Source organism: Paenibacillus sp. YN15 (assembly GCF_003285005.1).
Lineage (GTDB): Bacteria > Bacillota > Bacilli > Paenibacillales > NBRC-103111 > Paenibacillus_AR.
The window spans coordinates 1-19,883 of sequence record NZ_QMFA01000042.1 but is presented as its reverse complement, the minus strand read 5'-3'; the positions used below and the strand labels follow the sequence as shown (position 1 = coordinate 19,883).

Genomic DNA, 19,883 nt, shown 5'->3' with positions numbered 1-19,883 from the left:
GCCTCCTTCTTAGTGGTGGAACAGCCGGACGCCGGAGTAGGCCATAACCATGCCATAGTCGTTGGCGGCCTGGACCACTTCCTCGTCCCGCACGGAGCTGCCTGCCTGGGCCACATACTTGACGCCGCTGCGGCTGGCCCGGTCCAGGTTGTCCCGGAAGGGCAGGAAAGCGTCCGAGCCGTAGGACACGCCGGTGAGCTTATTCAGCCAGGCCCGCTTCTCCTCCCGGGTCAGCTTGGCCGGAACCTCTGCGAAGGCCGCTTCCCACGCCGCCTGCTCCACGGCCGTCAGTTCCTCCTCCAGCCACAGGTCGATGGCGTTGTTCTGCTCGGCACGGGAGAGACCGGGACGGAAGCTCATGGAGAGGGCCGCCGGATGCTGGCGCAGGAACCAGCGGTCCGCCTTGTCCCCGGCCAGCCGGGTGCAGTGAATCCGCGACTGCTGTCCGGCGCCGATGCCGATGGTTTGTCCGTCCAGGGCGTACACGATGGAGTTGGACTGGGTATATTTCAGCGTCACCAGAGCAATCAGCAAATCCCGTTTGGCCTGCTCCGGCAAATCCTTGTTTTCAGTGACGATATGATTCAGGGCATCCTCATCGATCACCGCATTGTTGCGCTCCTGCTGCAGGGTCAGGCCGAACAGCTTGCGGCTTTCCAGCGGGTCGGGCACATAGTCGGGGTCAATTTGCAGAATCAGGTACTTGCCGCCCTTCTTGGCCTTCAAAATCTCCAGCGCCTCATCCGTATATCCCGGCGCCACTACCAGGTCGGATACCTCCCGCTTCAAGAGCTGCGCGGTGGAGGCGTCCACCACATCGGAGAGCGCCGCCGCATCGCCGAAGGAGGACATCCGGTCCGCTCCCCGGGCCCGGGCATAAGCGGTAGCCAGTGGAGACAGCGTGAGCCCCTCCACAAAATACGCCTTGGCCAGCGACCCTGTCAGCGGTACGGCTACCGCCGCCCCCGCAGGGCTGACATGCTTAAACGATGCCGCCGCAGGCAAACCGGTGGCAAGCCGCAGCTCCCGTGCCAGCTGAAAGCCGTTCAGGGCGTCCAGCAGGTTGATATAACCCGGCTCCCCGTTCAGCACCTTGAGCGGAAGCGCCGCGTCATGGGTAAGCTTGGCCTGCTTCTGGTGCGGGTTCATGCCATAGCGAAGGGTCAATTCCTTGGATTCCGCATTCTGACTCATGAGTTCTTATCCCGTCCTTTTTTGTTGAAGTATCCGTTTGTTCATATCCGATTCAACCCTGTCCGATTTACCCTATCCGCTGCACCATACGTCCCGGCAGATGATCCTTTTGCCTACTGCTCCTGCCGGACCAGCTGCTCCAGCTTGATTTTCCCGCTGGCGATATCCTGCACCACCTGGGGATACAGCTCGTGCTCAATGCGGTGAATCCGCTCACTGACGGAATCCTCCGTGTCCCCTTCGCGGAGCTCTACGGCCCGCTGGGCCACAATCGGTCCGCTGTCCAGTCCCCCGTCCACAATATGGACAGTCACGCCGGTAACCTTGACTCCGTAATCCAGAGCCTGCCGGACCGCGTGCATTCCCGGAAAAGACGGCAGCAGCGAGGGATGGATATTCAGCATCCGTCCCCAATAGCCCTGCACCATCACATCCGTGAGAATCCGCATATACCCGGCCAGCACCACCAGCTCCACCCGGGCCTCCCGGAGCTTCCGCAGGATTTCCTCCTCATAAGCCTCCCGGCCGGGGTAATCCTTGGGGCGGAAGACGAAGGCGGGCACTCCCGCCTTGGCTGCCCGCTCCACCACGGCCGCCTGGGGCTTGTCGCAGACCAGCAGCTTCAGCTCCGCATGGAGCTTGCCTTCGGCAATGGCATCGGCTATCGCCTGGAAATTGCTGCCGCCGCCGGAGGCAAACACCGCGATCCGCAGAGGCTGCGCCTCTCCCGAAAAAGAGGCCGGGCTGATCATACCTCCGCACCTGCAAAGGTAACGATCTTTTCTCCGGGAGTAACACGGCCAAGGCGGTATGCCTTCTCTCCATGCTCCTCCGCCAGCTTCAACGCCTTCTCCGCTTCCGCCTCAGGCACAATCAGCACCATGCCGATGCCCATGTTGAAGGTGCGGAACATATCGTTGTTGGTAATATTGCCGTCTTTTTGCATCAGGTGGAAAATGGGATGGATCGGCCAGGAGCCGTAATCGATCTCCACATTCACCCCGTCGGGCAGGCAGCGCGGAATATTCTCCAGGAAGCCGCCGCCGGTAATATGGGCCATGCCCTTGACTTCCACCTGCTTCAGCAGCGCCAGGATGGATTTTACATAAATTTTGGTGGGGGCAAGCAGCACCTCGCCGAGAGTTCCGTTCAAGCCTTCTATCCGGGCCTCCAGGCTGTAGCCTTTGGTCTCCAGCAGGAGCTTGCGCACCAGGGAGAAGCCGTTGCTGTGAACCCCTGTGGAGCCCAGGCCGATCACGGCGTCACCCGGGCGGATGGCGGTGCCGTCCACAATCTTGGGCCGGTCCACCACACCCACGGAGAAACCGGCGATATCGTATTCGCCATCCTGATACATGCCCGGCATCTCGGCGGTTTCCCCGCCGATCAGCGCGCAGCCGGCCTGAACGCAGCCCTCGGCCACGCCGGCGACAATGGCTTCGATCTTCTCCGGCACCAGCTTGCCGCAAGCCAGATAATCCAGGAAGAACAGAGGCTCGGCGCCGGACACCACAATGTCGTTGACGCACATGGCCACGGCATCGATGCCGATGGTATCATGCTTGTCCAGCTCGAAGGCCAGCTTCAGCTTGGTCCCTACGCCGTCCGTGCCGGAAACCAGCACCGGGTCCTGGTAGCCGTTTTTGTCCAATCCGAACAGACCGCCGAAGCCGCCCAGACCGGTCAGCACCTCGGGGCGCATCGTCCGGCCGACATGCTTCTTCATCCTCTCCACCGCTTCATTGCCTGCGGCTATATCGACACCAGCTTGTTTGTAGGCTTCTGACACCGGGATCGCTCCTTTGGTTAAGTAAATGGTAAAGCTGCTGCACGTTGCGGGGCCGCCATCCCGGGAATAGCCCGCCAGGCTAACCCGCAACTGGTCATCTGATGTAACTGGATCATCTGCCGCAACAGATCATCTGATGTAACTGGATCATCCTGCCGCAACAGATCATCTGATGTAACTGGTTCATCCTGCCGCAACAGATCATCTGATGTAACTGGTTCATCCTGCCGCAACAGATCATCTGATGTAAGCGGCACAAAATGTACGCTATTCCGTTTTTTCTCTTGTTTGAAGCCAAATAGCGTACATAAAATGCTTGCTATTCAAGTGGAAACCCTGCAATTGCGCCATTATCGAAGAAATAACATACAAAACATGTATGCTATTTCCGGTTTTCCGGCGAAAAAAGACAAATAGCATACCAATCATGTACGCTATTCTCTTCCGGCAACCGCCCCTCTAGCAGCTGCAGCCCGCCTTCTCCGCATCCGCCACCGGAGTGGGGTAGTCGTTGTCGAAGCAGCCCAGGCACATGCCCCGGTTATACTCCGACGCGGGACGGCCGATGGCCTCGATCAGTCCCTGCTTGGACAGAAAATGCAGCGAGTCTGCATTGATCGCCTGGCGTATCTCCTCCACCGTCTTGCTGGAGGCGATCAATTCGCTCCGGCTGGGGGTATCAATGCCGTAGAAGCAGGGATTCATGTACGGCGGCGAGCTGATCCGCACATGGACCTCCCGCGCCCCCGCCTCCCGCAGCATGTTCACAATCCGCAGGGAGGTAGTGCCGCGGACAATGGAGTCGTCGATCATGACTACCCGCTTGCCCTCCACCACCTTGCGCACCGCGGACAGCTTCATCTTCACGCCCCGCTCCCGCAGCTCCTGGCTGGGCTGGATGAAGGTCCGGCCGGTGTAGCGGTTTTTGATCAGCCCGATCTCATACGGAATGCCCGTCTGCTCGGCAAAGCCGATAGCCGCGGAGATACTGGAGTCCGGCACGCCCGTCACCACATCCGCATCCACAAAGCTTTCCATCGCCAGCCGCATCCCCATCCGCTTCCGGGCCATATGCAGGTTGATATTGTCTACGTCGCTGTCCGGACGGGAGAAATAGATGAACTCCATGGCGCACAGGGAACGCCGGGTCATCTCCGCGAACCGGTCCTCGGTCATGCCATCTTTGTCAAAAATCAGCAGCTCTCCCGGCTGCACATCCCGCAGATAAGCCGCGCCTACAGTCTCAAATGCGCAGGTTTCGGAGGCAAACACATACCCCCCGTCCAGGGTGCCGATCATCAACGGGCGCAGACCGTTGGGGTCCTGGGCCACAAACAGGGTATCGTTGATCAAAATCAGGAAGGCGAAGCCGCCCACCACCCGCTGCAGCGCTTCTTTTACTGCCAGCCGCGGATCATGGTGCTTGGACCGGGCAATGAGGTGGATCAGCACCTCCGTATCGCTGGTGGTCTGGAAGATGGAGCCTGCCTCCTCCAGCTCCCGGCGCAGCTCGTCGGCATTCACCAGATTGCCGTTGGTGGCAATGGCCAGATCGCCGCCGCGGAAGCGGAATACCAGAGGCTGGGCATTTTGCAGCTTGCTGGCCCCCGCCGTGGAGTAGCGCACGTGGCCGATGGCGGTGGAGCCCTTCAGCGACAGAATCCTGTCGTTGTCAAAAACCTCCTTCACCAGTCCCATCCCCCGGTGAACATAGAACTGCTCTCCGTCCGTGGTGCAGATGCCGGCGGATTCCTCCCCCCGGTGCTGGAGCGCATGAAGGCCGAAGTAGGCCAAAGCCGACGCTTCGGTATGGTTGAACACGCCGAAGACGCCACACTCCTCCCTAAGCTTGTCAAACACCTGAGAGTCCACACCCTCGTTATAATACCGGCCGGTCCATAACGCGGGCTGGTCGGAGTGGATCAGGATTTCATCAGACATGGAATCGCATCCTTCCAAACCTTTTCTAGCTTCGCAACAGGGGTGTCGAGGATCGTGGCTCCATTCAGGTCAATCTTCAAATCACCGCCAACACCGGCTACGCGGCCGATCTCGCCCACGGGAACACCGGTAGCGGACAAGTGGGCAACCAGCGCCGCAGCCTTATCGGCCTTCACGCTCACCAATATCCGTGACTGGCTTTCGCTGAACAAAAGATGGTCCGCACGCAGCTCCGAGGCCAGCTTCACCGAAGCGCCAACACGGCCGCTGATGCAGGACTCTGCCAAGGCCGCAGCCAAACCGCCGTCGGACACATCATGGGCCGAGGCCACCAGACCCGCTTGAATGGCGGAAAGCACGCCGTCCAGCAGCTTCTTTTCCACATCCAGATCAATAACCGGCGGACGCCCTTCGGTTACACCGTGAACCGCGTACTGGAATTCGCTTCCTCCCAGCTCTGCACGGGTGTCACCCAACAGAAGGATCACATCCCCCTCCTGCTTGAAGCCCTGAGTGGTAATATGGTCGGTATCATGGACCAGACCCACCATACCTACCACCGGTGTGGGGTAAATGGCGCCTTTGTTGTTTTCGTTGTACAAGCTTACATTGCCGCCGATAACAGGCGTGCCGAGACGCCGGCAGGCCTCTGCCATGCCGTCCACCGCTTTTTCCAATTGCCAGAAAATCTCCGGCTTCTCCGGGCTGCCGAAATTCAGGTTGTCCGTAATCGCCAAAGGCTCGCCGCCGGAGCAGACAATATTTCGGGCCGCTTCCGCCAGGGCAATGGCTCCGCCCGCTTCCGGATCAAGATACACATAACGGCTGTTGCAGTCCGTGGTCATAGCCAACGCCTTGCGGGTGCCGGGAACGCCGACTACGGCCGCATCCGAGCCCGGTTGGACAAAGGTCTCCGTCCGCACCATAAAGTCATACTGGTTATACACCCATTCCTTGCTGGCTACCGTCGGGGAGCCCAGCACCTTTAGCAGCGCCTCCTCCAGGCTGGCCGGGGCGGGATAACGCAGGGTGTCTACAGAAGCATTTTCCACATAATAAGCAGGCACTTCCGAAGGCTTGTGATACATGGGGCACTCGTCCACCAGCGCCGTTACAGGCATGTTGCCCACCAGCTCGCCCTTGTGGAACAGCTTCAGGTTGCCGTCATCCGTTACTTTGCCCACCTTGGCGCAATGGAGTCCCCACCGGTCAAAAATCGCCTTGGCCTGCTCCTCATGCTCCGGCTTCACCACAAACAGCATCCGCTCCTGGGATTCCGACAGCATCATTTCGTAAGGGGTCATCCCCTCCTCGCGCTGGGGCACCTCGTCCAGATACAGCTCCATGCCGTTGCCCGCCTTGCTGGCCATTTCCGAGCTGGAGCAGGTAAGGCCTGCTGCGCCCATATCCTGGATGCCCACTACAATGCCGGAGTCGATAAGCTCCAGGGTTGCTTCCAGCACCAGCTTTTCCATAAAGGGATCGCCTACCTGAACCGCCGTCCGTTTGGCCTCGGACTCTTCCGTCAGCTCTACGGAAGCGAAGGTGGCGCCGTGAATGCCATCCCGTCCGGTGGCCGGTCCCACGTAGAAAACCGGGTTGCCGATGCCCTGGGCCACACCCTTCTGAATCTTGTCATGATCGATAAGTCCCACGCACATGGCGTTTACCAGCGGATTGCCCTCGTAGCTTTCGTCAAACATAACCTCCCCGCCGACGGTGGGAATGCCGATACAGTTGCCGTAGCCTGCAATGCCGGATACCACATGCTCGAACAGATATTTTACGCGCTCATTGTCCAGCTTGCCGAAGCGCAGGGAGTTGAGCAGAGCCACAGGCCGCGAGCCCATGGAAAAAATATCCCGGATAATGCCCCCCACCCCGGTTGCCGCGCCTTGATACGGCTCCACAGCCGATGGATGGTTATGGCTTTCAATTTTGAACACGACCGCCTGGTTGTCGCCGATGTCCACGATGCCTGCTCCCTCGCCGGGACCCATGAGCACTCTCGGTCCGGTGACGGGGAATTTCTTCAGCACAACCTTGGAATTTTTGTAGGAGCAATGCTCCGACCACATGACGCTGAACACGCCGATCTCCACATAATTGGGCTTGCGTCCAAGGAAGCCGCAGATCTTGGCATATTCCTCGTCGGTTACGCCAAACTGGCGGTAAATCTGTTGTTCCTCGATCTGCTGTGCATTGGGCTCCTTAGCCGATAGCTGCTGCGCCATGTTTTTCCCTCCAGGTGTTCAAAATCGATTTGAAAATCCGCACGCCGTCCTCGGAGCCCAACAGTTGGCTGACCGCCCGCTCCGGATGGGGCATCATGCCCAGCACCCGGCCGTCCTTGGAGCATACCCCGGCAATATCGCCGACGGAGCCGTTGGGATTTTCCCCGGCGTAGCGGAAGACGATCTGGTTATGGGCCGCAAGCTCCTGCAGGGTGGCTTCATCGCAGTAGAAATTGCCTTCCCCGTGGGCGATGGGAATGTCGATCTTTTCGCCGGCCGCATATTCGGAGGTGAAGGGGGTATTGTTGTTCTCCACCTTCAACATCGTGGAATGGCAGCGGAATTTCAGGGACTGGTTGCGCAGGAGCGCCCCCGGCAGAAGTCCCGCCTCGGTGAGGATCTGGAAGCCGTTGCAGATGCCGATGATGTATTTGCCTTGGGCCGCCGCCTCCACCAATGCCCCCATCACGGGAGCAAAACGGGCAATGGCGCCGCACCGCAGGTAATCCCCGTAGGAGAAGCCGCCGGGGACAATAATGCAATCGTAGGCGGAGAGGTCCGTCTCCGTATGCCAGACATATTCCACCGACTGGCCGATGGTGGACTCTACCGCTTTGTAGCAATCCAGGTCGCAGTTGGAGCCTGGAAAGACCAACACTGCGAATTTCATTTTAGTAGCCCTCCAGTTCAAAGCGGTAGTCTTCGATGACGGTATTGGCGAGCAGCTTCTCGCACATGGTCCGCACCCGGGCTTCCGCCTCGTTCCGGTCAACGGTGTTCAGGGTCAGTTCCAGGTATTTGCCGATGCGCACCTTGCCCACTTCGTTAAAGCCCATGGAGTGCAGCGCACCCTGGACGGCATTGCCTTGGGGATCAAGCACGCTTTGCTTGATGGTCACATATACTGTCGCTTTGATCATTTGCCGGATTCCTCCCGAAAGTCATTTCATATAGTGCCCCGCAGCAAAATATGGGGGCTGAACATTTGCACTCCACAATCGGCAGCTTACTCCGCCGCCGTCAGCCTGCGGTAAATTTCCCGGTAGCGGTTGGCCGTCGCCTCCACCACCTCTGCCGGCAGCGGGTCGGGCGGGCTGTTTTTGTCCCAGCCGGAGCCTGCCAGATAGGTGCGCACCGGCTCCTTGTCCATGCTGTCGATCTCCGTGTCCAAGGCGTAATTCTCCACCGCCCAGAAGCGGGAGGAATCCGGCGTAAAAATCTCGTCGATGAGAATAATCCGCCCGTCCAGGATGCCGAACTCGAACTTGGTGTCCGCCAGAATAATGCCCCGCTTGCGGCAGTATTCATGGGCCGCCTTGTACAGCATAATGCTGCGGCGCTCCAGCTCATCGGTAAGCTCCGCGCCCACCAGTTCCTTCATCCGCGCAATGGAGATGTCCTCGTCGTGGCCCACATCGTTTTTGGCGGAGGGGGTAAAAATCGGCTCCGGCAGCTCCTGGTTCTTGCGCAGTCCTTCCGGCAGCTTGCGCCCGTTGATCTCGCCGGTGGCCTGGTACTGCCGCCAGCCGCCTCCGGTAATATAACCGCGGACAATACATTCGATGTCGATGCGCTGAGCCTTTTTGGCAACCATGATCCGGTCCTTCAGTTGCTCCGGCGCCGTTACCAGCTCCCCCAACCGCTCCACATCCGTATGCACCACATGATTCTCCTGAAGGGATGCAGTCTGTTCAAACCAGAAGCGGCTGATCTGATTCAGCATATTCCCCTTGTCGGGAACAGCCGGGGACAGGACATAATCGAATGCGGAGATCCGATCCGTCACCACCAAAAGCATTTCCTCGCCCAAATCGTACAGCTCCCGCACCTTGCCTTTGTACAAAAGCGGAGCCTTGACCAATTCCACCGCCGTGGACAATGTTGTTGTCACCACGTTAAGGATGCCTCCTGTTTTGCGCCCCGCCGGTTGAAGGTGAGGGCATAAGATCCGGCGCCAGCGCCGTGTGTTGCTCTAATCCAGTCTGGTGAAGCGTTATGTGAAAAGCCCCCGGCTGAAGCCGCCGCGGGACTGTCGTAAGCCCCGGGCAGCCGGTAGAAGCAAGCTCTTTATTCAGTTAGTCCCAGCTTGCGGAAAATGGTGTCCACATGCTTCAGATGCCATGAGGGATTGAAGCAATCGTCGATTTCCTCCGCAGTCAAAGTTTTGGAGATGGTTGCGTCCGCTTCAATAATGGAGCGGAATTGGCGCTGCTCCTCCCATGCCTTCATGGCGTTGGGCTGGACCGTATCGTAAGCCTGCTCCCGGCTCGCGCCCTTGTCGATGAGCTTGGTCATCACCCGTCCGGAGAAGGGCACGCCGTAGGTGCTTTGCATGTTGCGCTTCATATTTTCCGGGAACACGGTCAGGTTCTTGATGATGTTGCCCAGGCGGTTCAGCATGTAGTCCAGGAGAGCGGTGGCGTCGGGCAGGATGATCCGCTCCACGGAGGAGTGGGAAATGTCCCGCTCATGCCACAGCGGCACATTCTCGTAGGCGGACAGCATGTGGCCGCGGATGACACGGGAGAGGCCGGAGATGTTCTCGCAGCCGATGGGGTTGCGCTTGTGGGGCATAGCCGAGGAGCCTTTTTGGCCCTTGGCGAAGGGCTCCTCCACCTCGCGGAACTCGCTCTTCTGGAGCGCGCGGATTTCGGTGGCGAACTTGTCCATGGAGGTGGCGATAAGCGCCAGCGTCGCCATGTATTGGGCGTGGCGGTCCCGCTGGAGAGTTTGGGTGGAGATGGGCGCAGGCTTGGTGCCCAGCTTGCCGCAAACATACTCTTCAATGAAGGGATCAATGTTGGCGTAGGTGCCTACTGCGCCGGAGATTTTGCCGTATTGCACCTCGTCCGCGGCGCGGCGGAAACGCTCCAGGTTCCGCTTCATTTCTTCATGCCACAAGGCCATCTTCAGCCCGAAGGTAGTCGGCTCCGCATGAACGCCGTGGGTGCGCCCCATCATGGGAGTGTCCTTGTAGGCGATGGCCTTGTCTTTCAGGATGGCGATGAAATTCTCCAGGTCCTTCTCCAGAATCCGGTTGGCCTGCAGCAGCAAATAACCCAGGGCGGTATCCACCACGTCTGTGGAGGTCAGCCCGTAGTGGACCCATTTGCGCTCTTCGCCAAGGGATTCGGAAACTGCGCGGGTAAAGGCGATGACGTCATGGCGGGTTTCCTGCTCAATCTCATAGATGCGGTCAATATTGAAGGTGGCGTTGGCGCGGAGAGCGGTTACGTCCTCCTTGGGGATCACTCCCAGCTCCGCCCAGGCTTCGCAGGAGAGAATCTCCACCTCCAGCCAGGCCTTGAATTTATTCTCTTCTGTCCAAATGGACGACATTTCCTTGCGGCTATAACGCTCCAGCATGTGGAACCTCCTAATCGTATGCTTACTGCTCATATAGTTGCGCCGGTTGTGGGCCGGCGGTATGGATTCAATTGCGTTGCAGTTACAGTTAACCTTGTGCTGCTGCAAATACAGATCAAAGGGTAGTCAAAATGCAAAACTGCAGTTATTTTTCCCCATCCTTCTCTATAAAAGAGGGCTTCTTGCAAAAGTGCAACTATTTCCAGTCATTCTGGCCGGATTAGCGGGTTCAACCGCAAAATAACTGTATTTTTGCAGGATAGGCGGCCACTATTGCCAAATGCTCCGGAATTAACTGCATTTTTGCAGGATGGGCATCTACTGGCTGGGGCCGATACCGTCGAATCCCCGCACCGTGCGATCCTGAACCGTTGGATTAGGCCCGTCGAATCTGACAGCATCCAATGGCCACTGTGCGATTATCAGGCACCGGCGGACCTGGCGCCGCCCGATTCGGCCCTCTCCGGCCTGTACCGCCACCCTGCCGGGCGCGGACTGCCTTCTAGCTCCATTCCCGGCACTCCGCTGCCCAGATGCCGGTGCTGCGGACCCAATCGAGCGCCGCAGCCGCGTCCTGCGCCAGCAGGTTCACGTGGCCCATCTTCCGCCGGGCCTTGGCCTCCGCTTTGCCGTAGAGGTGAAGCTTCAGGGCCACCCCCTCCGGCTCCCGCTCCTGTCCGGCCAGCCAATCCAGCAGCGGGGCCAGGTGCTCGCCCAGCACATTCACCATCACTACCGGGGACAGCAGCTCCACCGGACCCAGGGGCAAATTGCAGACGGCCCGCACATGCTGCTCGAACTGGGAGGTGGCGCAGGCCTCCATGGTATAGTGACCGGAGTTGTGGGGGCGGGGGGCCAGCTCATTCACGTACAGCTCTCCGGCCTCCGTCACAAACATCTCCACTGCCAAGAGCCCTACCATGTCCAGGGACTCCGCCAGCCGCACCGCCAGCTCTCCGGCCCGGCGGCGCACCTCCGCCGGAATCCGCGCCGGCACAATGGACAGGTGCAGGATGTTGCCCACATGGATATTCTCCGCCACCGGGAACACCTTCACCTCACCCCGGGGACTTCTGGCGGCAATCGCCGATATCTCCTGGCTGAAGGCAATGAACTTCTCCAGCACCAGCTCTACGCCGCTGCGGCTCAGGGTCTCATAGGCTGCGCCGCATTCCTCCGGCGAACGAAGCACCCATTGGCCCTTGCCGTCATAGCCGCCGGAGACGGTCTTCAGCACGCAGGGGGTGCCGAACCGGGCCACCGCAGCCTCCAGCTCCGCCAGGCTGCCGACAGGCGCATAAGGCGCCACGGGAACACCGGCCGCCTCAATGGCCCGCTTCTCCCGCAGCCGGTGCTGGGTGGTGTGCAGCAAGGTGCTGCCCTGGGGCACGTAGGACTCTTGCGCCAGCATCTCCGCCACCCCGGAGCTGACATTCTCAAATTCGTAGGTGATCACATCGGAGATCCGGGCCAGCTCCCGGGCCGCCGCCTCATCCCCGTAGGACGCCGTAATCTGGCGGGCCCCTGCCTGCTGCATGGGGGAATCCGGGGTTGGCTCCAGCGTGGCGAAGCGGTAGCCCATATGCGTCCCCGCCAACGCCAGCATCCGGCCCAGCTGTCCGCCCCCCAGCACGCCGATGGTGCTGCCGGGGAGAATCACTTTGCCTCGGCCGGCACCGGACTGTATCTCTCCCGGGGTTTTGCCGTCAGCCTGCGTCTGCCCCGCTGCTCCGCTGCCGGAGCAGCCATCCGTCGCCGCCTGAGCAACCGGCTCTCTCTCCCGCTCGCCCAATCTGTCATTTCCGTTCATGAAAGCCCGTCCACCTTTCCGCTGCCGTCCGTCTTTCCCACATAAGCCATGCGCCGCCGTTCGGCCGGTCACTTACACAAGCCGCTCGCTGCTCTCCATCGCTTCCCGGCTGATCCGCTCCCGCCGCGAGGTTACCTTGGCCGCCAACGACCGGTCAAACGCCCCCAGAATCTGCGCAGCCAGCAAACCCGCGTTGGTGGCCCCGGCGTTTCCGATGGCTACCGTAGCCACGGGAATGCCCCCCGGCATTTGCACAATGGACAACAGCGAGTCCAGCCCGTTCAGGGTGGAGGTCTTCACAGGGACGCCAATAACCGGCAGCACCGTCTTGGCCGCCACCATCCCCGGCAGATGGGCGGCTCCGCCCGCTCCGGCAATGATCACCTTGATGCCGCGCCCGGCCGCCTGCTCCGCGTATTCAAACATCAAATCCGGGGTGCGGTGGGCGGACACCACTTTCTTTTCATAAGGAATGCCGAATTCCTCCAAAGGCTGGCAAGCAAGCTTCATGGTTTCCCAATCCGACTGGCTGCCCATGATTACTCCGACAACTGGCGTCATCTGACATCCTTCTTTCTATAGGAATAAAAGGGATAAAAAACGCGGCAAGCCGGTATTCACCTGTGGCCGCAAAAGCAGATAAGCTGCGCGCATGCAGCGCCACCGGAGCCCAAAGAAACAGGCGGCCGGCGACGGGCAAAATGCAATTTACGGATATGAGCGAATACGGCTGCCGCGTATGTCCCGCGTGGGCAGACCCAAATCAGGCATCCTTCGCTCGTAGTCCGGTAATTTACGGTTGCCGGGTAGAAACGTTCGGGCCCTATCCCCGAAGATATACGAGTCATGCAACGAATGCAAAATATAATAGTTTACTTGTCCATGTTAAGTTTAACAGTCCCATAGCGGCTATGTCAACCTTAAAAACCGAACGTTTGTGTAGAAAGGATGAATATAGTTCGTATTTTAAGGAGGCGGTTTCATAGCCTTCAGAACCTCGCTCAAGGAGCCAAAAGCTTGATTGCCGCCTGGAGCTGCGGGTCATTCTTTTTCAACTCCGCTGCCAAAAGCTCCGTCATCCTCCGCAGGGTTTCCCCGCCTGCCACGCCGGTGGCTTCGAAGCTCTGGGCGGATTGGAATGCCTTCACAGCCTCCGCCGTTTTCCCGTCGAAGTATCCGTCCTTCCGGCCGGGATCAAACCCCAGCGCTCCCAGCATCACCTGGATGCTTTTCACCTCGGTGGCATAGCTGTCCTGCTTCCACTCCTTGTCGGGGCTGACATAAGGCGTTGAGGCATATTCCGGCAAAGCCACCTCCACATCGGGAGCGATGCCGGTTTTGTGAATCCATGTGCCGCCGGGAGTCAGCCACTTGGCATTGGTGTATTTCACCGTGGAGCCGTCCTTCAGGTTCATAATGGTCTGGGCCGTGCCCTTGCCGAAGGTTTTCTCGCCCACCAGCTTGGCGCCTGCCGATTCCTTCAACGCGCCTGCCAGGATCTCTCCGGCGCTGGCTGTGCCGCCGTCGATGAGGCCCACCATGGGCAAACCCGCCACGCTGGGATTCTTGCCGCTGCCTCTTGCCCGGTATTCCTGGGTCCGCCCGTCCCGGTCCTCTACCTTAAGCAGCGTTTGGCCTGCGGGGAGCAGCATCTCGCCGATTTCCACCGCCTGGTCCAGCAGACCGCCGGGATTCTGGCGCAAATCCAGCACCAGCCCCTTCATCCCCTTTCCTTTCAGCTCAGACAGCTGCTTGGCGAACTCTGCGCCCGTTGTCTCCGAAACGGAAGTGATTTGAATCACCCCGATGCCGTTGTCCAGCAGGTTGCTGTACACCGTCTCAATGGGAATTACATCCCGGATGACAGTCACCTGGATCGGCTCGGTTTCCCCGGGTCTTTCGATGGTCAGCTCGGCCTTGGTGCCCTTCTCGCCGCGGAGCAGCTTCACCGCCTCCGTAGACTTCATGCCGATGAGACTGGTTTCGCCCAGCTTGACAATCCGGTCATTGGGCTTAAGCCCCGCCTTCTCGGCAGGCGCGCCCTTAATGGGGGACACGATGACAATCCGCCCGTCCCGCTCCTCAATCTCCGCTCCAATGCCCACAAAAGAGGAGCTGATCACCTCTCCGAAGCTTTTGGATTCCTCCTGGTTCATATAAACGGAATACGGGTCATCCAGCGCCTTCATCATGCCGTCCAACGCCCCGTCCAGCAGCTTGCTCTCCGTCACCGGCTCCACATATTCCGCCGCCAGATGCTGATACACCGCATCCAGCTTGTCCCATTTCTCGTAATGATTGCGGGTATAGGCAAAGGTTAAGCCGCTGGCGGCCACCGCCGTGACGATTACTGCAGTTGCTGTGCTCCTGAAACGCTTGCCCATCCAAACGACCTCCCAGGGCTTTCCGCAGGGGAAAACCGCTTATGCATGCTTGTGCCGGACGCCAAGTTGGTTACCGGTCTTATAAAAGGATATTTTACCATACCCCGGTGGGCGTCTCCAAACCCGGCCTTTTCCAACCCCGGACAGAACCTCTCCTTCTTACTCCGGCAAAAGAAGCTCCCCGGCAGCCGGAGCGCCCTGCTGCACCCAGTCCAGAAACAGCCGGTAATCCTCCTCCGTCTGCCTTGCATAAGACATCGCCCACAGGGCCAAATCCCTGGTGAACACACCGCTTTTGTCTCCCATGGCCTGCGCAATCTCATCCTCGCTATGGTAGGACAGCATGCCGTTTTCCACATCCGCATCCGCCCGGGCATGGGCCTTGGCCGTAATCCGCCCCATAATCTCCAGCGCCTCAAGAAAATCCTTTTTCCCCTCCAGATCGGAAAGCTTCAGCTTCTTCTTATAAGGGGAGCGCTCCCGGATGTAATAATGCTTGCCTCCGACAGTCAGATAGCCAAGAAACGGGTCCGCCTCATGGTGCATAGCCTGCTGGGTTGCCGCCACCCGCTTGCCCTGATGGCCAAATTCCTGCCAGAACTCCTCCCGGTACGGCAAAAAATAAGCCGGTATCGGCACCCGCGCCTCCTTTACCTCCAGCACCACATCATCCAGGGCATCCGCCGCGCCGCCCCCTTCAATGAGCAGATAATAGCGGTCCAGCCCAATGGACGCCGTACCCGAGCCCTTTTTCACCGCCATATCCTTTATCTGCAAAAAACGCGCTTCAATCCCCCGCTCCCGCCCCAGCATCGCGGTATATTCCCGCCAGGCGGCCAGAAGGGCCTTGCGTGTTTCCGCCTCCACCTCCTCCAGCTCCACAGAACGGACAAAACGCCGGTCACTAACGCCGTCTGTCACCGACAGCACAAACTTATGTGGCTCCCGCTTTGCCAGCTTGCGCAAAAGCTTGCGGATGCTGCCCTCGGTATTGTCCTCGCCGAACTGCAGCCGGGACGGGTCCTCCTCCCGCTGGGCAAACCTGCGGATTTGCCGGTAATAGGCTTCCGCGTAAGCTTCGATAGCTTCGATCCGCTCCCGCTCGTCCAGTCCCAGCTCCCGGCCCGCCAGGGCAATGCTTGCAGACATCCGCAGCAGGTCGTAGAGATAGGAACCCAGGCAGCCCTCGTCAAAATCATTGATGTCGTAAACCAGATCGCCGTTTTCGTCCCGGAACGCGCCGAAATTCTCCAGGTGCAGATCCCCCTGCACCCAAGTGGGCCGGTCCTCCGCCGTATGATAAGGGAACCACTCCCGGGACACGTCGGAATAGAACAGATAGGCGCTCCCGCGGAAAAAGGAATAGGGCGACTCGGCCATTTTGCTGTATTTCAGCATCCGGCCGGTTTGGTCCAGCTTCATAATGCGGATATCGAACTGGTCGAACATGGTGGCCAGCGCCTGCTGCCGGAGGTGACGGTGGGTATGCTTGACCTTCTCGATAATGGATTCATACATAAGGCAAATCCTCCTCTTTTATAGCCAAAAACACCCCTATTGCATAATGGCAATCGGGGTGTGCTCGCGGTGGGTGATGCTTCTATTATCAGCATAAAACCAGGGCAGCGGCAAAGTCAAATAGGCGGCAGGCAGCGGCAAAGCCAATGCTGTCATTCCACCGGCTGGCGGATGATGGTTTGCAGCTTGTCGGGAGCGGCGCGCCTGGGGTCGCCCAAGTAGATTTCGTGGTGCTTGCCCCGGAGGCGTAGACCCTGCTCCCGGATAAAATCATGCAGCCGCTGAACAGTGGGCGCCTCCTCCGCATAAGGGCCGATATGCAGCACCTGGGCGCATTTTCCTTCCTCCAGGCGCTCCAAACGGATGAGCGGGAGGGCGGGCAGCTCCTTTTTGGCGGCCGCTTGCTGCCGGGCTTCTTCCATAAGGGCCGGAGTGATGAAGTCCGGCTGCAGCATCAGGGAGGTCCATTTCCAATCCTCCTTGCGCTCTACGCTGAACGCCTCTATGGGCTCGGTCCACCACAACCCCTCCAGAGGCATCACGCCGTAATCTGTCCCCTCCGGCATACGCTTGATCATAAATTTGAGGGTATAAGACAGGGAAAACAGCGCCTCTACCGACTCCTTGTACGCCTGGGCCGTATTGGGGTTCCCTTCCCCGTCAATCATCAGATAGTGCAGCGGCGGCACCTCCACCAGCGCGGGCTGGGGTTTGGCCCGGTAAAGCTCGCGGTATGCTTTCTTCAAATCCAGCTTGTCCATTGCCATGTCCTTCCTCCTTGGTCATATGGGACTTCTTCTTCCCCAGTATAACCCCAGGCTGTGACAACAGAACGTCAGGTTTTCAAAAAAGCCCCGGGAGACCCGGCAGTTTGGCGGAATTCCATAGGCAAGGAAGAGGCTGGGGAGGGGCAGCGCGGCCCTTTCCTTGTATTATCCCCTTGACTCAGGGGCCTAAGCCGGAGGCAGCACTTCCGCGTATGCGCGGGCTCCGGCTTACTCCCCGCCGTCCGCATACCGGGCAGCCACGGCCAAAGCCGCCTCCCGCAGCCTCCGGCGGACGCGCTCCGGCTCCAGCACCTCCACCAGCTCTCCGAAGCTGAGCAAGTACCCAATGAGCCGGTTATCCTCGGGCATCCGCACGATGGCCACCTGATCTTCCTCTTGGGTTTCCCCGCCCGGCTCCAGGTGAAGCAGCCCCCAGCCGAACCATTCCTCCACCAGCGGCCGCAGCCGCCCGGGAAACCGCAGCTTCAGCTCCACCTGAGAGCCCTCCATGGGCCACTCGTTGTTCCAGGGCAGAGAAGCCGCTTCCGTCTCGCGCCGCCGGAAATGCTCCTCCGCCAGCTCCAGCTCCCGCATCCGGGAGAGCCGGAACAACCGGAAATCCTGGCGGAGCAGGCAATAGGCGTAAAGATACCACTGCCCGCTTTTCATCACCAGGGTATAAGGCTCCACTACACGCTCCACAGACTCTCCCGCAGCGCTGAAATAATGGAAGCGGGCCAGGCGGCGGGCTTCCACACCTTGACGCAGCAGCGTAAGCTCCTCCGCATACCCCTCCGGGCGGCTCCACGGGGCATAGTCGAAGCGCAGGCTGTCCATCCCCTCCAGCAGCCAGGCATGTCCCGCTTCAGCCCGGCAGGCTCCCGCCAGCACCGCCTTCAGCTTCTCCAGGGCAGCGGAGCCGGTATCGCCGGGCCACAGGCCGGAGGTGCTGTGCAAAGCCAGCAGCACGCTGGACAGCTCCTCCTCCGACAGCACCGTCCGGTCCAGCCGGAAGCCTTCGGCGATGCCAAGTCCGCCCCCCGCGCCGGGATAGGAGACAATGGGAAAGCCCGCCAGACTGATGGTATCCGCATCCCGGTAGATAGTGCGCACCGACACGCCAAAATGGTCCGCCAGCTCCTGAGCCTTCATCTGCCGGCGGTTGGCCAGAAGCGCCACCATATTCAACAGTCTGTCCATCCGCATCTTTACGTCCCCCTTTTATCTGCCGGAAGCTTCATACTTTCCTCGCCGTCGGCGGCAGGATACCCGCTGCACTTCCGCCAAGTTCAATTGTCAACGGGCAGAGAGCTTCGCCTCCATCGTGCCGTATGCCGTCTTCAGAGCCGCCAGCCCCGCCTCCTCCGCCTTCCGGGCGTTCCCCAGCGCCTGCAGCAGCTCCCGGCGCAGCTCCTCCGGCATACCGGGCTTCCGGCCAAAGAAGGGCAGGAGACTGCGGTACCGGGCCAGGCTGGCGGCAACCTCCTGGTAAGGCACGGCCGCCTCGCGCAGTAAAGCTCCGGCAGGCCCGCCGATCCGGTCGGCCGCTTCCTCCAGGAATGCGCCGGCAAAGCGGCGGCATTCCGCCCAGACCTCCCCATTGTAGGCCAGCCCTTGGGGATCGTCGTTCTCCGGCGCATGACTCACAGCATGAATCCAGTTATCGTAGCCGGGCAAGCCGGATTTATAACCCGGCATCACCCATTTGGGCGGATTGGCGGCAAATTCCACGGCGAACTCCAACGCCTCCAGAACCGTGGTGAAATCATCGGAGGCCGCCCCCAATTCCAACCAACCCGCATGAAGCCAGCCCACAGAGGCATTGCCCAGCTCCTCCCAAGGCTTATGCCCTTCGCTGTGGCGGGAATAGTCATCATGAATCTGCACCTGCCCGTTCATGGGAAATGCGCAATATTCCCCCTCCGCTCCTTCACAGCGGATAACTATATCCCCATAACCCCCCGGCCCAAACGTCACTTGACCGGCAAGGGGTATTCCTTGGGAAGCAAAGGCCTCCCGCAGCTGCGGTCCCGCCTCTCCCCGGAGAATTTCCTCCCACACGCTCATATCCGCCGTAAATTGCAGCGTGGGGGTGCCAATGCCTTTGTACAGATAGCCGTGTTCGTTATAGCCGCAAATGGTGTAAAACTCCGGAATGCCCAGCTCCCAGCCGTAGCAGGGCAGGCCCTTGTCCAGCGCCCGCTTGGTGTTTTCCCAGGCAATCTTCTGCTTCAGGGCAAAATCATGCTCCGTTGTCCAGCCGTTCACCGCGTTGACGCTGACCCCCAGATTATGGGCCAGATTGGTGATCATATCGCAGTTCCACGCCGTTGGACCGGAGCTGCACCCGTCCGGCGCCACATTGAGGACAAAAGCATGTCCTGTCGCTCCGAACAGCCACGCATCCGAATCCTTTTTGCCCAAAAACTCCATACACGCCTTCAGCGCTCCAAGCCTTGTCACCCAAAAATTCCGGTACTTCAACCGGTTCAGCACCACGCTCATACCCGCACGCTCCTTTTGTTAGAGGGTCAACTGCTTCAACAACCACATCCTAACACGCCGCTCTGCCATATGATGTCATAGCGGCAAAGTCCCCTGGAAGGAAGCCTGCATATGGTTAAGCCGGTTCTGCATCATATTGCGCAGCCACCCCGGCCGCTCGATCCGGTATTCACAGGGACAGCCCAAGAGCACCGAACCCAGGCTCGCCGCATCCCGGAAGTATACCCGGTAACGCCGTCCCTCCAGCTGCTCGTAACGGTGCCGCAGGAGCGGCAGATATTCCGGCACGGCCATCACGATAACCGCCGAGTCATAACCACCGGCTTAGCCGGTGGCTTCCATCAGCCCTATAAGGGCACGGTACTAGCACGCGCC

General features: G+C 59.7%; 17 protein-coding genes and 1 riboswitch. All 17 genes read right to left on the bottom strand.

Going from position 1 to position 19,883, the window contains the following annotated elements:
- Positions 1-9: 9 nt before the first annotated feature.
- Positions 10-1,194 carry a phosphoribosylaminoimidazolecarboxamide formyltransferase gene (locus DQG13_RS24900; RefSeq protein WP_113022889.1) on the bottom strand — a complete coding sequence of 395 codons (1,185 nt, stop codon included), beginning with the start codon at positions 1,192-1,194 and terminating at the stop codon, positions 10-12.
- A 113-nt stretch (positions 1,195-1,307) separates the two neighbouring features.
- On the bottom strand, positions 1,308-1,946 hold the full coding sequence (gene purN / locus DQG13_RS24895) for a phosphoribosylglycinamide formyltransferase (RefSeq protein WP_113022888.1): 639 nt from the start codon (positions 1,944-1,946) through the stop codon (positions 1,308-1,310).
- The gene (gene purM / locus DQG13_RS24890) at positions 1,943-2,983 is read right to left on the bottom strand and encodes a phosphoribosylformylglycinamidine cyclo-ligase (protein ID WP_113022921.1); all 1,041 of its coding nucleotides are present in this window, start codon (positions 2,981-2,983) and stop codon (positions 1,943-1,945) included. The genes purN and purM overlap by 4 nt, the downstream gene beginning before the upstream one ends.
- 459 nt (positions 2,984-3,442) lie before the next feature.
- Entirely contained in the window at positions 3,443-4,924 is a 1,482-nt protein-coding gene (gene purF, locus DQG13_RS24885; protein WP_113022887.1) for an amidophosphoribosyltransferase, read from the bottom strand.
- On the bottom strand, positions 4,906-7,158 hold the full coding sequence (gene purL / locus DQG13_RS24880) for a phosphoribosylformylglycinamidine synthase subunit PurL (RefSeq protein ID WP_113022886.1): 2,253 nt from the start codon (positions 7,156-7,158) through the stop codon (positions 4,906-4,908). The genes purF and purL overlap by 19 nt, the downstream gene beginning before the upstream one ends.
- Positions 7,136-7,828, bottom strand: coding sequence for a phosphoribosylformylglycinamidine synthase subunit PurQ (gene purQ, locus DQG13_RS24875; protein WP_113022885.1), 693 nt, complete (start codon positions 7,826-7,828; stop codon positions 7,136-7,138). The genes purL and purQ overlap by 23 nt, the downstream gene beginning before the upstream one ends.
- Before the next feature lies 1 nt (position 7,829).
- Complete coding sequence (gene purS, locus DQG13_RS24870; protein WP_113022884.1) at positions 7,830-8,078, bottom strand: phosphoribosylformylglycinamidine synthase subunit PurS; 249 nt, start codon at positions 8,076-8,078, stop codon at positions 7,830-7,832.
- 86 nt (positions 8,079-8,164) lie between these two features.
- Positions 8,165-9,052 (bottom strand): phosphoribosylaminoimidazolesuccinocarboxamide synthase, encoded by an 888-nt coding sequence (locus DQG13_RS24865; RefSeq protein WP_258525850.1) that lies wholly within the window; start codon positions 9,050-9,052, stop codon positions 8,165-8,167.
- 173 nt (positions 9,053-9,225) lie between these two features.
- Positions 9,226-10,524, bottom strand: coding sequence for an adenylosuccinate lyase (gene purB / locus DQG13_RS24860; protein ID WP_113022882.1), 1,299 nt, complete (start codon positions 10,522-10,524; stop codon positions 9,226-9,228).
- A 502-nt stretch (positions 10,525-11,026) separates the two neighbouring features.
- Positions 11,027-12,334, bottom strand: a complete 1,308-nt coding sequence (purK, locus tag DQG13_RS24855; RefSeq protein WP_113022881.1) for a 5-(carboxyamino)imidazole ribonucleotide synthase — start codon at positions 12,332-12,334, stop codon at positions 11,027-11,029.
- Between the two features lie 72 nt (positions 12,335-12,406).
- Positions 12,407-12,895 (bottom strand): 5-(carboxyamino)imidazole ribonucleotide mutase, encoded by a 489-nt coding sequence (purE, locus tag DQG13_RS24850; RefSeq protein ID WP_113022880.1) that lies wholly within the window; start codon positions 12,893-12,895, stop codon positions 12,407-12,409.
- A 200-nt stretch (positions 12,896-13,095) separates the two neighbouring features.
- Positions 13,096-13,197, bottom strand: a riboswitch (purine riboswitch).
- Between the two features lie 138 nt (positions 13,198-13,335).
- Entirely contained in the window at positions 13,336-14,718 is a 1,383-nt protein-coding gene (locus tag DQG13_RS24845) for a S41 family peptidase (protein ID WP_113022879.1), read from the bottom strand.
- Positions 14,719-14,877: 159 nt separating this feature from the next.
- Positions 14,878-16,236 carry a DUF2252 domain-containing protein gene (locus tag DQG13_RS24840; protein ID WP_113022878.1) on the bottom strand — a complete coding sequence of 453 codons (1,359 nt, stop codon included), beginning with the start codon at positions 16,234-16,236 and terminating at the stop codon, positions 14,878-14,880.
- 152 nt (positions 16,237-16,388) lie between these two features.
- A complete protein-coding gene (locus DQG13_RS24835) occupies positions 16,389-17,003 on the bottom strand; it encodes a GyrI-like domain-containing protein (RefSeq protein ID WP_220094444.1) in 615 nt (204 codons plus the stop codon).
- A gap of 228 nt (positions 17,004-17,231) precedes the next feature.
- Positions 17,232-18,209: a helix-turn-helix transcriptional regulator gene (locus tag DQG13_RS24830; protein WP_113022877.1), complete on the bottom strand. Its 978-nt coding sequence runs from the start codon at positions 18,207-18,209 to the stop codon at positions 17,232-17,234.
- 90 nt (positions 18,210-18,299) lie between these two features.
- Positions 18,300-19,508 carry a hypothetical protein gene (locus DQG13_RS24825; RefSeq protein WP_113022876.1) on the bottom strand — a complete coding sequence of 403 codons (1,209 nt, stop codon included), beginning with the start codon at positions 19,506-19,508 and terminating at the stop codon, positions 18,300-18,302.
- 75 nt (positions 19,509-19,583) lie between these two features.
- Positions 19,584-19,802, bottom strand: a complete 219-nt coding sequence (locus tag DQG13_RS24820; RefSeq protein WP_113022875.1) for a hypothetical protein — start codon at positions 19,800-19,802, stop codon at positions 19,584-19,586.
- Between the last annotated feature and the right edge of the window lie 81 nt (positions 19,803-19,883).